The following is a 16407-nucleotide window of genomic DNA, read 5'->3' as shown; positions in this document are numbered from 1 at the left end:
AATTTAAAACAAGATTTTGTCATAGTAATTCGTTATTTTAGTGTCAAACATCTTTTTTAACCCTAAAGACATCTACTTTGAAGATTAAAAAATTCTGGAAACGAATTTTATTAGCCCTAATCTTAGTTCCAATTTTAGTAGTAGGAGGACTAATGTTATATATTCAGAATAATCAATCTGAAATTATAAAAGACGAGATCGCTAAACTTAATAAAGAACACAAAGGCCTTATTAGCGTGGGTAAAAGTGAATTATCACTTTTTAGTAACTTTCCTTATATCTCTATAAAAGTATACGATGTAAAAATTTTGGAAACCAAAGAAGACAATGCACCCATAATAATGGATGTAAAAGATATATATATAGGCTTTAACCTATGGGATATGGTGAAAGGAAACTATGATATTCAGTCTTTAATAGTAGAAGAAGGTGTTTTTAATATTGTGATTCATGAAAATAATACTACGAATATTCAAAACTCCTTAGCAAGCACTTCTGAAACGGAAACACCTTCTACTAATATTCATCTAAAAAAAATACGATTTAAAAGTCTAGACATTCATACATTAGATGAAGCTACCAATACAGATGTCGAAAAATACATGTACGCCGGTACGGGTGGTTTTAGTCAAAAGGATAGCATTATTGCTGGGCATGTTGACACTCATTTTGAGTTAAATGTAATCAAAGACGGAGATACAACTTTCATTCATGATAAACATTTTGAAGTACATACAGACCTAATATTTAATGAATACACAGGCATTCTCGACATACAACCTTCTAGTATTGTTATGGAAAATGGCGATTTTGAATTAGAAGGCTCGATAGATACAAAAAATGATGTAGATCTTGATCTAGCTATAAAAGGAACGAAGCCCAACTTTGATATGTTGATCGCTTTTGCTCCCACAGATGTCATACCAGTATTAGAAAAATACAGAAATGCTGGTGAAATCTATTTTAATGCTAATATCCAAGGTCCTGCCAACAAAGGAAACAGACCTTTTATCAAAGCCAATTTTGGAGCAGGAAAAGCCTTTTTAGAAAATACTAAAAGAGCAAAAAAGATTGATCATATGGGCTTTAACGGTCATTTTACGAATGGGAAAAATAGAGATGCAAGTACCATGGAGTTTTCGCTAACCGATATGACAGCGTCTTTGGAAAAAGGAGAGTTTACAGGTTCTATTTTTGTGAAGAATTTTGAATCCCCAGAAGTAAATATGCAAATAAACTCGAATTTTAATCTCGATTTTATTACAGAATTTTTTGAACTAGAGCAAGTACAGGACGCTACTGGAGAAGTTTCGTTGAAAATGAATTTTCATGATATTATAGATATTGACAATCCCGAAAAAGCATTAGAAAAACTCAATCAGGCATATTTTACAGAATTGATTGTAAAAGATTTAAGTTTAGTTGCCCAAGAACTTCCTGCTCCATTACATGATTTAAATGTACATTTGGTAATGAATGGTAAGGAAGCAACCCTAAACAAGTTCGAAATGTTGATGGGAGATTCTGATTTATCAATACAAGGTTTTCTTTCGGACTTACCTGCGATTTTACACCATACAAACATCCCAATAGATGTACATTTAGATATTGCCTCTAAGCACCTAGATATTGCCCAGTTAACAAGCTTTTCAAAACAGGACACAACCCAAACTGGGTTCGATGAACAAATAAAGGATCTAAGTCTAGGTCTTTCTTTTAAAGCTTCTGCAAAAGATTTCACAGAATCTGAGTATTTACCAAAAGGCGAATTTTTTATTGATAGCTTATATGCAGATTTGAAGCATTATCCGCATAAGTTACATGATTTTCATGCCGATGTCTTAATCGATAACAAAGACTTAAAAGTAATAGATTTTACAGGCTATATAGATGATAGTGATTTTCATTTTGACGCTCTAATACATGATTACGCCTTTTGGATGAAACCTCAACTTAAAGGAGATGTAGATTTAGATATCAATCTCACTTCTAAAAAGCTAAGATTAGAAGATGTTTTTTCGTACAAGGGAGAAAATTATGTTCCAGAAGAGTATAGACATGAAGAATTTGACGATTTGGCATTGCATATTGCCACTAGTATGCATTATAAAGATTCTGCGTTACATTCTATCGATCTTACTTTAGACAAGTTAGATACAAAAATGAAATTGCATCCACTACGTTTTGATAATTTTAGAGGAAACATACATTACGAAGAGGAACACTTAATGATAAAAGACTTTCATGGTGAAATAGGAACGACCAATTTTAGTTTCGATTTGAACTATTATTTGGGGAAAGATTCGCAAATAAAGAAAAGAGATAATTACCTCGATTTAAAAGCAAATTATATTGACTTTGATGCGCTTTTTAAATTCGACTTAGGTTCATCAAAACCAACAGAAGCTGTAACTTCAAAAACTGAAGATGTAAAAGAACATGCAGATGCTTTTAATTTATATGAGTTACCATTTACCGATATGCAATTTAAGGCAGATATCACTCACTTTATTTACCATAGACTAGATCTTCAAAATATCAAAGCCGATTTAAGAACAACACCTAACCATTACATTTATATAGATACATTAAACATGGATGCTGCAGGAGGAAATATTCGATTGAGTGGGTATTTTAATGGTAGCGATCCAAAACATATCTATATGCAGCCGGATTTGGTTATGAATAATGTTGATTTAGATAAACTGCTATTTAAATTCGAAAATTTTGGACAAGATCATCTTGTTTCAGAAAATTTACAAGGAAAACTCACCTCTAGAATTAAAGGAAAAATTAGAGTATACCCCGATATGGTTCCTGATCTAGATCAATCTACTCTAGAAATGGATGTAAAAGTTTTAAATGGAAGATTAAAAAATTATGATCCAATGTTAGCACTTTCGGATTACATGGGAGATAAAAACCTGCAAAATATTCGGTTTGATACGCTACAAAATAGCTTAGCAATAAAGAAAGGAAAAATCAATATCCCTTCTATGAGGATCGAATCTACTTTGGGACATATAGAACTATCAGGAACTCATGATAGTAATCAAAATATAGATTATTATTTACGCATTCCTTGGAAAACTGTAAGAAAAGCTGCTTGGCAAAAATTATTTGGAAATAAAAAAGATACTATCATTAGCAAGGAACAAGAAAATGAAATTGTAGAAATAGATCCTAACAAAAAAATAAAATATCTCAATCTAAAGATAAAAGGTAGTATCGATGATTATAAGGTTTCATTGAGCAAGAAAAAAGATTAGATGTAATGATGAATAAATGAAATTACCATTGCTAACACTTTATATGTGATCATAGCAATTCCGTGTTTAATCAAATAGTTGTTTTATTTTTGGTAAGCCGTAATCCCCACAAAAAGTAAAAATTAGCAATCAACTCTGAGAAAATATTAATTTGTTCTGACTAGAATCCGTACATCATGTTTTAAAAAAATTGAAGATAGAAAAATCGGATTAAAAGAAATATTACAATTGACTTGTAAAAGATCATAGTTCTTATAACTCCCCATTAATTATGCTTTAAGATGAATGTTTTAATTATATATTGTCACCCAAGTAAAAAATCTTACACGCATCAAATTCTACAACAATTAAAAAAGGTTTTGAAAAACGAAAGTATAAAATTCGAAATTTCGGATTTGTATGAAATGAACTTTCAAACAGAAATGACAGAACAGGAGTATATGCGAGAAGGACTTCTTAATTTGGATTTACCCATCCCTGAAGATGTACAAAAAGAACAAGAAAAAATTGAAAATGCAGATTGTATAATTTTCTTATATCCCGTGTGGTGGAGTGATTGCCCAGCCAAATTAAAAGGTTGGTTTGATAGAGTTTATACAGTTGGTTATGCTTACGGGTATGACAAAGCCGAAAAAGAAAATAAAAAAATGAAAACTGTTAAATATGGTATTTCTTTATGTACTGCGGGGCATCCAAATATGTTTTTAGACGAAATCGGAATCGCTGAAAGCATGAGGAATATTATGATTGATGACAGATTAGGGCAACGATTCAGTAATAAAGAGCTAATAATTTTAGGTGGAACTTTGGATAGAAAAAAAGTAGAGAAAGACCACTCTAAAATTGTTAAAAACATTCCTAAACGTATAAAAAAGTACTGTGCCTAAAAACATAAATTGATGAATAACAACAAATGATTATTACCTACTGAAATACAATAATTAATTTTTAATATAAAATCACTAGAATAAAGAAAAGGCAATTGTCATTCAATTAAGAGGTACATCCGAATAGCTATACTATGGTGTAAAATGTACAATACCTTTTTTTAGATCTATCTCCCCTCTCCTAGTCTATTTTTACCAACAAATCCTTTTGAATATTCATAAACACCCTTAAATACCACAATATGTCCTAAACATTACATTTGGGAATTTCTTCAGGGTCTATAAGCATACTATTTTCACGTTCATATATAAAATTGATATAGATCAATTTTACTTCTTGATAGAAGTCAAGCTTTTTTCTTAGCACAGGTCATATTAATCTCATCATATATGACGCAACTTTGTAATGTAAATAATTGATAAATCTAGTATACGGTTTATTTGACTATTAGTTATATAAAACTAAAGCCTAATCTTTAAAAAAATAAAATAAAACCAAAATAAATAATATCCTCATGAATAAGTATTTACTCCCAGTTATAGCCATTGTTGTTGGTGTTATTATTGCTTTTATTACCAAAAAGCAAAAATCAATAGGCACTAAACTCTTATTAGCATTTAGTGGTGCATTTCTATTAGCATTAGCACTTTTTGATCTATTGCCAGAAGTATATCATCATTTAGACGGCAAGCAAACCGGGCTTTTTATAATGTGCGGTATCTTATTGCAAATTGTTTTAGAATTTTTCTCTAAGGGTGTCGAGCATGGTCATGAACATATACAAAAAGAAGGTAAAGAGTTTCCGTGGGTACTATTTGTAAGTCTTTGCATTCATAGTTTTTTAGAAGGGTTTCCTATTCATCAACACAATGATATGGTGTATGGCATACTGATTCATAAAATTCCGATAGCAGCCTTAATAACTACATTTTTACTTCAATCTAGTTATAATAAAACTCAAATTATTGGATTCTTGGTAGTATTTGCTGTAATGACACCTCTAGGTACTTACATATCAAATAATACAGTCTTAGCTACCGAACATATTGATATTGTTAATGCGATAGTCATCGGTATCTTTTTACATATTGCTACAACTATTCTATTTGAAACTAGTGAAGGTCATAAATTTAATTTATCCAAGCTGGTAGTGGTATGTTTGGGTATTTCGATTGCTCATTTTATCTAAATATTCCAAAAAAAGAATCAAGACAAATGTAGTAAGAGCTCTGGATTAACTTTAGAAAACCATTTTCCAAGAAAAATGGCTATTATACGCCACTATACTTAAAGAAGTTCCTTTCAAATTTCGTTTTTATACTAGCTTACAAGTTTTCTATTTGACTTGTATTTCATAAATTTAGGTGTACAAAAAAACAATTCATCGTACATTAACAAGTTCTAGGGTATTCTCGAAATTTAAAACAAGTAAAATGACAGAAATTGAAATGCTAAGTAAGCAAACCCATGATACATATCAATGGATATACAACCTTATAGATTCAATACCCGAAGAAAAGTGGAATGAAACTCCTGAAGTATTAGAATCTAATGTCACTTGGCAAGTAGGGCATTTAATAATTAGTATTTATTATCATTCAATTCTTGTAGTTAAAGGACATCAAAAAGATGTTTTAAAACTAGTTCCTATTAAGAAATACTCTGATTTGTATACCTTCTATTCTTCGCCTAGAAATTCTACTGGAAAATTTAGTTTAAGAGAATTAAAAAATCATCTTGATATTATTGTTAAGAAGTCAATTGAAATAATAAACTCATTAGCTCCTGAAGAACTTAAAAATGAATTGGTACCCGGAAAAGTAGAACATCCTGTTGCCAAAACCAAGTTTGAAGCAATAGATTGGAACATTAAACATACAATGTGGCATTGTGGACAGCTTGCTAGTTTAAAAAGAATATTAGGAAATCCCTACCAGTTTGAAATAAAGAAAGTCGAGAAAATGTAAATTAAAAACTCTTCTAAAAATAATAGAATTTACATAGCTATCCATAGAAAAAAAATGATGTTAGAAAATGTGCAGCATTTTACGAGTATCCAGAAAAACTGCACACAACAACATACAAAAACAAATATTAGATTGTAATAATCATATCGGATTTCCCTTGAAATACCTAGAGGTTCTTCTCTTTTTGCTATCTTTATTTCTTAAATACTACACATAATAAATAAAGACGTTATTGGCAAGAGTCAAAAAACACGAATCGATGAGTATATACAAAGGAATATTGGATAACATAGCCAGATATGTGAAACTAACAGATGATGAAATTAATGAGTTTACTTCCATATTAAAAACTACTAGAATAAAGAAAAGGCAATTTGTTATTCAACCTGGGTTTGTATCCGAATATCGAAATTATATTGTAGAAGGTGCAGTCAGGGTTTTTTATTTGGATGACCTTGGTAAAGAGCACACCGTAAGTATTGGAATCGAGGATTGGTTTTTTACAGACTTTCACAGTTATTTAAATAGAACTCCTGCAGAATATTATGCCGAAGCTCTTGAAGATTCTTTGATTTTACAAATGAAATATGAAGATGTTGAAGAACTTTGTAGTAGAATACACCCTTTATGTCAGTATTTTAGATTGTATATAGAAAGAGCCTTATCTTATTCTAACACGAGAGTTATTTCAAATATTAGTAAAACCTCAGAGGAACGATACTGGGAGTACGTTAATAAATATCCTCAAATAGCAAATCGAATTCCACAGTATGTCTTAGCATCTTATTTAGGAATTTCACCAGAATCTATAAGCAGAATACGTTCGCGCTCTTAAGTTAAAAATCTATGTGGTAATCCCACAAAACATCAAACAGATTCTTCATTTTTAAACTCTTCGACTTTTTACTAGAGCCGCAAACTTTAGGGTTTTAAACCTTCTAAGAATAAAAATTGATCTAGATCAATTTTACTCCTTGATAGAGGTCAAGCTTTTTTCTTAACACACGTCATATTAATCTCTTCACATATGACGCAACTTTGTAATGTTAATAATTAACAAATAGATCATGAAAAATGGAGGCTTCATAAAAGTAAAGTTTTGAAGCACCAACTAGGAACAAATTTCTCCTGATAATCGAGTAATCTTTGATCAAATGAAAAATCATTTGGTAAAGTTCCCAAGATCGAAAATGTAAAAGCATTCCCTTTATAAGGGCTTACTATATTTTTTAATATAAAAGAATTAATAATGAAAACTATGACAATTCCTTCCTATCGAGAAGGTTTAAAGGAATTAAAAGAAAATACATCACGGATGCTTTCTGCTCATGCAGGTGACGTATTTAATTTAGATGCCGAAGGATTAAGAAAAGAACACACTTCTATTTTAAAACTTCAAGTTGGAGAAAAAGCCCCAAATTTTACACTATTAAATACATTTAATGAATGCATTAACCTTTATAACGTTTTACAAACCAAAAGAGTTGTTCTTACTTTTTATAGAGGTACTTGGTGTCCTTATTGTAATTTAATATTGAGCCAGTATCAGACTGTTCTTCCAGAAATAGAGAAAGCAGGAGCTACACTAATCGCTATTTCTCCGCAAACACCAGACGAATCTTTGAATATAAAAGAGAAAAATGCATTACAATTTGAAGTCTTAAGTGATAATGGGAATATCGTGTCTAAAGAATTTACAACTATCCATAAAAATCCTAAAAAATCATTAGATAAAATGACCGAATTGGGATACAATTACGATAGTTACTATTCTGATGAAGGAAGTGCAATTCCTATTCCTGCAACATTTATCATCGAAAAAAATGGAACAGTTTCTTTTACAAAAACTGAAGGTGGTGATTATAGAAATCGTGTTGAATCGTCGGATATCATTGCTGCTTTAAATAAATAATAAATGTTCTAGTCAACATCCCAGGATAACTAAAATCTGGTTTGAAGTTTACCCGACCATTAGTTCTATAAAACTTAGTAACAATCTATTTTAAAAATAAAACAAAGTAAAAACAAGTAAATAATTTATCATGAAAAAAATAATCTTTAAAACCCTCCAATTCGTATTAATTACGTTCATAACTACGCTCCAAGCACAAGAAGCTAAACAACTTATTAGTAAAGTAGTAGAAGCTAATGGCGGCAAGAATACTTTACACAAATTAAAAGATGTATCCTTCGATTACACCTTCAAGGTTAAAGATAACAATGTAGTAGATGTTTCCAAAGAACGGTACATTTTTGATGGCGAAGTTTCTTATGCAGCATATACAAAAAGACAGGTTTATGCACTACCTCAAATCCCTGGTAAAACATACACACAGTTCTTTAATGGTAACAATTCTGTTTCTAAAATAAATGGAAAGACTATCACAGAGCAACAACCTGCATTTATTGGTCATATCCTTAGAAAAACAAACTATTACTGGTTTACAATGATGTTCAAGTTATTAGATCCAGGTGTAAACCATAAAATACTGACTCCTAGAATTGTAGACGGAATAACTTACAAGATCGTTGAGATGACCTTTGGAGATAACGTAGGAGAATCAAGCAAGGATAAATACATTTTATACATCAACCCAAAAACATATAGGATAGATCAATTTCTATACAACGCTACGGGATTTGGTATAACTGAGCCAAGTATAATGAAAGTGAAGTATGAGAAAATAGAAGGTATCTATTTATCTACCTATCGTAAATATGCACCTGCTGATTGGGATGGCAATAAACTAAAAGGCTCATGGACAGAACAATTCACCAAGAATGTAAAGTTTAACAACGGATACAATTTAGAAAATATCCAGAGTTAACCCCTTTAATTCTGTTGTATCTCGACACTTTATTAAAAGATGAGTACTGCGTAAACATAGTTTATGGCAAAGTCGATTTATAACTTTTAACAATAGAAAATTCTATAAAAAGAAAAAAAATAAAAACAGAGTAAAAACAAATTAAAAACAAATTAAAAAATTTATTATGAAAGCAGTTGTATATAAAGAAAGAGCACAAATTGAGGTCGTTGATATACCAAAACCTCAATTATTAAAAGACGATGATGTTATCGTACGTATTACACTAGCAGGTGTATGCGGAGCAGATTTAGAATTTACGCAAAACGGACCTGAAATGGGTTTATACAAAGGAATGCGAATAGGTCATGAATTTGTAGGTGTAGTAGACCAAGTAGGTAAAGATATTCATTCCTTAAAAGTTGGAGACCGGGTCATAGCCTCTGCTATGTTTATCGACGGAGATTGTTACTATTGTAAACGTGATTTACCTTCTGCATGTGATCATGGAGGTTTATTTGGGACACCTCTTTTTGCCGAGCATGGAGGGGATGATATCCAAGGAGGCCAAGCTGAATTTATACGTGTCCCTTATGGTAACTCAACACTATTTAAACTTCCAGAAGGTCTAACTGGAGATGAGTATGACACTAAGGTTCTTCCACTTGGAGATAATTTTGCCACAGGTTATCATGGTGCATTAAATGCTAATATTAAAACAGGAGAAACTGTCGTAGTTATAGGTGATGGTGCGGTAGGACTAAGCGCAGTAATGGCAGCTACGTTATTTGGACCTTCTACTATTATTCTTGTAGGCCGTCATGATAGTCGATTAGAATTAGCTAAAACTATTGGAGCAACCCACGTAGTGAACTCAAAAAATGAAGATCCTGTAGCATTTGTAAAATCACTTACAGAAGGAAGAGGAGCAAATTCTGTTATTGATTCTGTTGGTAATAAAACAGCAATTGCACAAGGTATGGAAATGACTCAGGCCGGAGCATCGATTAGTGTTCTAGGATTTGGTCATCTTTATGAACCAGTTGAGCAGCCTTATTCTTCAGCCCTATTTAGAAATATAACGATTCATACTGGTGTTGTAAATGTAGCAGCTTATATGAAAAAGTTACTTCCTATTGTAGAAAGAGGTGTGATTGATCCTAGTAAGATTTTTACTGATATTTTACCCCTGTCTGAGGCAGAAAAAGGATATGATTTAATGCGTGATCGTTCATCAGGAACACTTAAAGTAGCATTACGTCCATAACATTCTTTGTAATAGAAAGTAAAGTTGTATCAAAATTTATGTGTCGAAAAAGGTTTAAAAAAATCTTTTTTGACACATTTTTTATCAAAAAAATTATCTGGTATAAACGGTACTAATTCTTCTTTTTATTACTCGATCAAAGAACAATTTTAAAAATTACAAACTAAGAATATAAAAACATGAAAACATTATTTTTAAGTGTATTAGCAGGGCTTTTATTAGTCTCTTGTACAAATAAGCAAACAACAGAACAAAGAAAACAGGAAGAAACCAATTTAATGGAAACCAGCCGCAAATGGTCTAAAGCATTTTCTACTGAAAAGTATTTTAGTTTTATCGGCGAAGATGGTATTATGATGGCTCCGGATCAACCTCTTTTACAAGGTCATGAAAAAATTAGAAACGTATTAGAACAATTTCAATCACTACCTGGTTTTAACGTTACTTGGGAACCACAAGAAGTATTTGTATCTAATAGCGGAGATTTAGGGTATACTATAGATAAAATGTTGGTGAATTTTGATGATACAGATGGCAATACAGTAAATCAATTTGAAAAAGTTGTTTCTATTTGGAAAAAAGACAAAAATGGTGAGTGGAAAATGGCTGTAGACATTTGGAATGCAGATCCTACTCTAACATCTATCAATAAATAGGTATCATAAGAATATCTAATTATAGTGTCTTATACACCAAAATTTAATGAATTTACTTTAATAAGGGTCACAAAACCCGTAAAAGCAGCTCATTAATCATAAAAAAACATGTTACTTCTCTTTTAATAATAACCATTCTTATTTTTTTAGTATGTCAAACTTAAGAGCCCAAATCACCCTACCTACCTCAAGTCCAGAAGCAGAGGTCAGCCAACGTATAGGGATTACCGATATTACAATTCATTACAACAGGCCATACGTTAAAGGCAGAAAAATCTGGGGTAATTTGGTACCATATGGATTTAATTATTTAGGTTTTGGAACTGCCAAAGCCGCACCTTGGAGGGCTGGGTCAGACTATAACACAACGATCGATTTCTCACACGAGGTAAGTATACAGGGTCATAAAGTTCCTGCAGGAAAATATGCTTTATTTATAGCACCTGAAGAAAATGGAGAAGTGATTATTATCTTATCATCCAATACTTCTTCATGGGGTTCTTATTATTACGATGAAAAAGAAGATATCCTTCGCTTTAAAGTTACTTCTATAGATAAAACTACATCTACTGAAATGTTGACTTATAGTTTTGATTTTGTAGAACCTACTAGTGCTACAGTTTCTTTACATTGGAGTACCAAAGAGATACCCTTTAAAATAGATGTAGCAGTTGATAAAATTGTAATGGCAGGAATTAGTAACGATTTAAGGAATCCAAAAGGATTTCAACAATCTACTTGGGATAGTGCCGCAAATTATGCTTTTAGTATTGGTGAATTAGACCAAGCGCTGCAATGGATTAATGCATCTATTGAAGGTAACTTTTTCAGTAAAGAAACATTTATAAACCTTTCTTTAAAATCTAAGATTTTAGAAAAACAAGGAAAAACCACTGAAGCAAAGCATATACTACAAAGAGCCATCCCATTAGGAAACCCAGATGAACTTTATAGATTAGGCTTAGGTTTCATCGCAGATGGCCAATTAGACAAAGCACTCGAAATCATGCAAGCAAATGTCAAAAATAATGATGGAGCTTTTCCAAGTCATTATGGATTGGCTAGGGCTTTTTCAGCGAAAAACGATTTCAAAAATGCGTTGATAGCGTTGGAAAAAACAGGAGCCGATACTCCTGCTCATTTCAAGCCTAGATTTGCAAAATACAAAGCGCAACTCAAAAAAGAAGAGGATATTAATCCTACATAACTCCTATTCAATATCATGAAAATGAACAATTTTGCCCAAACTAATGGTTTTTAGATATGAAAAAAAAATCAATGTATAGACTTACTAGCAAACAGAGTTACGGTAATGTGATACTGTAAGAGTATGAATTAAAACAATCATATAACCTATACTATTAATCCCATTTGTTATAATCGTGTAATGAAATAAGGATAAAATTAAGTTTGTTACTCTTCAAGAAGTATTTGCTAAATTAGTTCATGAAATGTAAGATAAAATCACGTCTTAACACATTATTGACGATTGGCAAAAAAACACACACCAATGAGTAAATACAAAGGAATATTGGATAACATCGCCCGATATGTTACACTATCAGATGATGAAATAAAAGAGTTTACCTCTATATTAAAAACGACCAGAATAAAGAAAAGGCAATTTGTTGTTCAACCAGGCTTTATATCTGAATATCAGAACTATATAGTAGAAGGTGCAGTCAGAGTTTTTTATTTAGATGACCTTGGAAAAGAGCATACTATAATTATTGGAATCGAAGATTGGTTTTTTTCAGATTTTTATAGTTATGTACATAGAACTCCTGCAGAATATTACGCTGAAGCACTTGAGGACTCTTTAATTCTACAAATGAAATACGAAGATGTTGAAGAGCTTTGCAACAGAATACATCCTATATGCCAATATTTTAGATTGTTAATACAAAAAGGGTTTGCCTATTCTCATAAAAGAACCATTTCCAATATCAGTAAAACTTCAGAAGAGCGATATTGGGAGTACGTTGATAAATATCCGCAAATTGCAAATAGAGTACCGCAGTATGTATTAGCTTCATATTTAGGAATTTCTCCAGAATCAATCAGCAGAATCCGTTCGCGCTCATAAATAATATGATAATGAATACGTAATTACGTTCAGTTACTGTTATTATCACAGCTCTGCGATCAATTGAATGATTGTTGTATTTTTGGTAAGATGTGACATTCGAATTGGTACAGCAAACAATGAATGTTCAAATTCAATAAAAAATGAAAATATTAACTAAAGGCACCTATTATGGAGCGATGCATGCCGAGCAGCAGATGAATGGCGTCTTATTTTCAGAATACGATTACCTGACAGATAAAACTGATTGGCACTTTCATGAGAACCCTTATTTCATGTATCTTCTTCAAGGCAATTTATATGATGTAAATAAGAGATGTAAAACCACATGTCCTTCAGGAAGTTTTTTACTTCATAATTGGCAAGAACCTCATTTTAACTCAAAAGCGTCAACTCAAGCTAGAGGGTTTCATATTGAATTTGAAAAGAGCTGGTTTGAAAAGAATAATATAGATATTGATCTTTGGGAAGGTAGTAAACTTATAAAAAACCCTAAATCACATCATATATTGGCGAAGATTTATGCTGAATTTAAATATGCCGATGTTTATTCTGAAATCTCCTGTGAACTCTTAGTATCAGAATTATGTGAAAACATAGAAAAAGAACAGATTTATTTGTTTGAAGAAAACCCGCCTTGGCTTACAGCTCTTATTGAAATTATTCATCTACACAATGAACCGTTCGATTTAAAATCTCTTTCTCAACAGTTAGGAATACATCCCGGACATTTATCAAGAGCTATCCCAAAATATTTCTCAACAACTTTAGGTGATTATATCCGACAAGTTAAGGTAAAAAGGGCAATCGATCTTATGCTCTATTCTACTACTTCGCTTTCTGCTATTTCCTATGAATGTGGATTTTCAGACCAAAGTCACTTTTCAAGAACTTTCAAAAGATATATGGCAATGACGCCAAGAGAATTTTATAAAAAATGTCGTTGATGTTAATTTCGTTCTATTTTGGTAATCATTTCCATAATAGTTTTACACTTTAATCATTAATCAAATCTTTCATGAGAAATCTCAGTATTATTCTTCTACTAAGTATAACTTTTATACTAACATCATGCGCACAAAATAGTAAACAAAATTATCAAGGAGAATGGGTAGGTTTTCTACCAAATAAAGGTAGTTTCAATTTTCAAGTATCATTAAAACAGTTAGCATCTAATCGTTATCATCTTACTCTAATTAATGATAAAACTGTTATTGATAAAAATTTAGAGTCATCTAATAAGAAACGTGTACAATTAAATGTAGACCAGCAATTATTTCTAGATTTAGAATATAGCCAGGATAAACAACAACTAACAGGATTTATTAAATCCGGAAAGCTATTGTATCATATTGACTTAAAACATATTGGTGATCAAAAGTTTACCGGTGTCTGGAATGCCTTTATGGTAGACAATGGTATACAGTCTAATGATATTCTTTTATACATAGAAAATATGGACGATGGTAGTCTAGCTGCTTACCCATTTTTGGGAGATCAAAGGTTTAGAGGAACCTGGACCAGAGATTTTAAAATGAAAGGAAATACACTGCTATTTACAGATGGTAATACCGGATTTAATTTTCGTGCCAAGTTATTAGAAAGCACTATTGATCTTGAAATCCTTTTAAGCAACGTGGTCATTACCAAGACTAGCTTAACCCATACTAATGATGGTTGGGAATATAAAACAGATGCTATTGATCAATCACAAAACACAAATACACCTCAACAATTAAATGATGGTTGGTCTACTGCAAACATTAATAGTTTTGGAATTAAGAAAAACGAGTTAAACCGACTCATAGATAGTATTAATGCTAATAAGCTAGTAAATACACATAGTGTTCTTATTACTAAGAAAAACAAACTTGTATTTGAAAACTATTTTGGTGGATTTAACCGAAATATTCCTCACGACCTACGATCTGCTTCAAAGAGTATTTCTTCTGCTATCATTGGGATAGCCATTGATGATAAAATAATAAAAAATGTTGACGAACCTCTTTATGATTTTGTTCCTAAAGATTATCAATACACCAAAGATGAATTAAAGGCTACTATTAAAATCAAAGACCTATTAACCATGAGTTCGGGGTTAGATGTCAACAATCTAGCTTCAGAAGATTATTACCAAGATCCTAGTCGCACGAAAAATTGGCTGCAAACTGTTTTAGAAGCTCCTATGGTAAAAAAACCAGGAACTTATGCTGATTACGGATCTGCAAATCCTTTTTTACTTGGTATATGTTTAAACGAACGGCTAAAAAAGCCTCTTGAGTTTTACATGCAAGAAAAGCTTTTTGGTCCTTTAGGTATCATAAACTACATTAATCAAACAGATGACACACAAATTACACCATACTTTGGGGGAGGCATGCTTTTGACGTCAAGAGATCTACTCAAATTTGGTCAACTTTACCTCAATGGAGGTCAATGGAATGGAAAACAAATTATTTCAGAACATTGGGTTGCAGAATCATTTAAGAAACGTATGCGTTTACAAGATTCTAGAGATAAAAATGAGTATGGTTATCTATGGTGGCATGATACGTATATAGTAAACGAAAAAGCAATTAAATCTATTGAAGCCAGAGGTGCCGGAGGTCAGTTTATTTTTATAATTCCAGAATTAGAAGCAGTAGTAGTGATCACATCAGGAAATTTTAGAAATCGCAAAGGTAATCAACCAAGAAAAATTTTAAAAGAATACATACTCCCAGCGATGATCAATTAAAAAGTATTTCGATTTTTTAGATTAAAGAAGTTTTCAAAAAATATTGATCATCATATAAAAAAACATGTAACGAACTTGAAAAACAGACTACTAATTAAAAAATAGTCGAAAATTACTTTCTTACTTATCTAAAAGATCATCGCGAGCAAAAACAAGATCATGAAATTTAAAAAACCTATTAAAATTCTATTCTCTTTAATTATTATACTTAGTAATATAAGCTGTGATCAAATTACTAAAGAAAAAGTTAGACAAGAAATATCAAAAAATGAAACCATTAAAATTATAGGTGATAATTTCATTCTTACAAAAGTAGAAAATACAGGTGCTGCATTAAGTTTAGGAGAAAATTTAACTCCTAATGCTAAGATTATTTTTTTGCAAGTATTACCACTATTAGTACTTATTTTTATGTTTATCTATATTATTAAAGAAAAGAAGATTTCAAAATTTAATCTAATTGGATTCTCTTTCATAATTGGGGGCGGAATTGGAAATATATACGATAGAATCCTATTTAATTCTGTAACAGATTTTATGTATGTAGAGTTTGGTTCTCTACATACTGGGATTTTTAATATGGCAGATGTATCTGTTGTAATTGGAACTCTTTTTATTCTATTAAATTCAATACTATCAGAAATAAATAAAAAACGATATAACCTAACAAGATTTTAATTTTGTGTCTGAAATTGTAAATGATTATTTTACATAGCGGAGTATTAAAAAT

General features: G+C 31.3%; 14 protein-coding genes. All 14 read left to right on the top strand.

Annotation, left to right across the window (positions count from 1 at the left end):
* Positions 1 to 77: 77 nt before the first annotated feature.
* The 14 genes from D1816_RS24480 to lspA all read left to right on the top strand — a co-directional run bounded on the left by D1816_RS24480 (position 78) and on the right by lspA (position 16355).
* Entirely contained in the window at positions 78 to 3269 is a 3192-nt protein-coding gene (locus D1816_RS24480) for an AsmA-like C-terminal region-containing protein (protein ID WP_118506052.1), read from the top strand.
* Between the two features lie 281 nt (positions 3270 to 3550).
* Entirely contained in the window at positions 3551 to 4156 is a 606-nt protein-coding gene (locus D1816_RS24475) for an NAD(P)H-dependent oxidoreductase (RefSeq protein WP_118506051.1), read from the top strand.
* 515 nt (positions 4157 to 4671) lie between these two features.
* The gene (locus tag D1816_RS24470) at positions 4672 to 5346 is read left to right on the top strand and encodes a ZIP family metal transporter (protein WP_118506050.1); all 675 of its coding nucleotides are present in this window, start codon (positions 4672 to 4674) and stop codon (positions 5344 to 5346) included.
* A gap of 244 nt (positions 5347 to 5590) precedes the next feature.
* On the top strand, positions 5591 to 6124 hold the full coding sequence (locus tag D1816_RS24465; RefSeq protein WP_066313775.1) for a DinB family protein: 534 nt from the start codon (positions 5591 to 5593) through the stop codon (positions 6122 to 6124).
* A 259-nt stretch (positions 6125 to 6383) separates the two neighbouring features.
* Entirely contained in the window at positions 6384 to 6959 is a 576-nt protein-coding gene (locus D1816_RS24460) for a Crp/Fnr family transcriptional regulator (protein WP_066313776.1), read from the top strand.
* Positions 6960 to 7373: 414 nt separating this feature from the next.
* The gene (locus D1816_RS24455; RefSeq protein WP_066313777.1) at positions 7374 to 8036 is read left to right on the top strand and encodes a peroxiredoxin-like family protein; all 663 of its coding nucleotides are present in this window, start codon (positions 7374 to 7376) and stop codon (positions 8034 to 8036) included.
* Positions 8037 to 8166: 130 nt separating this feature from the next.
* On the top strand, positions 8167 to 8952 hold the full coding sequence (locus tag D1816_RS24450; protein WP_118506049.1) for a DUF6503 family protein: 786 nt from the start codon (positions 8167 to 8169) through the stop codon (positions 8950 to 8952).
* A 166-nt stretch (positions 8953 to 9118) separates the two neighbouring features.
* On the top strand, positions 9119 to 10198 hold the full coding sequence (locus tag D1816_RS24445; RefSeq protein WP_066313779.1) for a zinc-binding dehydrogenase: 1080 nt from the start codon (positions 9119 to 9121) through the stop codon (positions 10196 to 10198).
* Between the two features lie 179 nt (positions 10199 to 10377).
* On the top strand, positions 10378 to 10854 hold the full coding sequence (locus tag D1816_RS24440) for a DUF4440 domain-containing protein (RefSeq protein ID WP_066313780.1): 477 nt from the start codon (positions 10378 to 10380) through the stop codon (positions 10852 to 10854).
* A gap of 151 nt (positions 10855 to 11005) precedes the next feature.
* Positions 11006 to 12061: a DUF2911 domain-containing protein gene (locus tag D1816_RS24435; protein ID WP_118506048.1), complete on the top strand. Its 1056-nt coding sequence runs from the start codon at positions 11006 to 11008 to the stop codon at positions 12059 to 12061.
* 303 nt (positions 12062 to 12364) lie between these two features.
* Positions 12365 to 12940: a Crp/Fnr family transcriptional regulator gene (locus D1816_RS24430; RefSeq protein ID WP_066313784.1), complete on the top strand. Its 576-nt coding sequence runs from the start codon at positions 12365 to 12367 to the stop codon at positions 12938 to 12940.
* A gap of 143 nt (positions 12941 to 13083) precedes the next feature.
* Positions 13084 to 13887 carry an AraC family transcriptional regulator gene (locus D1816_RS24425; protein WP_118506047.1) on the top strand — a complete coding sequence of 268 codons (804 nt, stop codon included), beginning with the start codon at positions 13084 to 13086 and terminating at the stop codon, positions 13885 to 13887.
* A gap of 71 nt (positions 13888 to 13958) precedes the next feature.
* Positions 13959 to 15677 carry a serine hydrolase gene (locus tag D1816_RS24420; protein WP_118506046.1) on the top strand — a complete coding sequence of 573 codons (1719 nt, stop codon included), beginning with the start codon at positions 13959 to 13961 and terminating at the stop codon, positions 15675 to 15677.
* 159 nt (positions 15678 to 15836) lie between these two features.
* On the top strand, positions 15837 to 16355 hold the full coding sequence (gene lspA, locus D1816_RS24415; RefSeq protein WP_118506045.1) for a signal peptidase II: 519 nt from the start codon (positions 15837 to 15839) through the stop codon (positions 16353 to 16355).
* Positions 16356 to 16407 lie beyond the last annotated feature (52 nt).

It is taken from the genome of Aquimarina sp. AD10, from assembly GCF_003443715.1.
GTDB classification, from domain to species: domain Bacteria; phylum Bacteroidota; class Bacteroidia; order Flavobacteriales; family Flavobacteriaceae; genus Aquimarina; species Aquimarina aggregata.
This window is presented reverse-complemented; position numbering and strand designations above follow the sequence as displayed.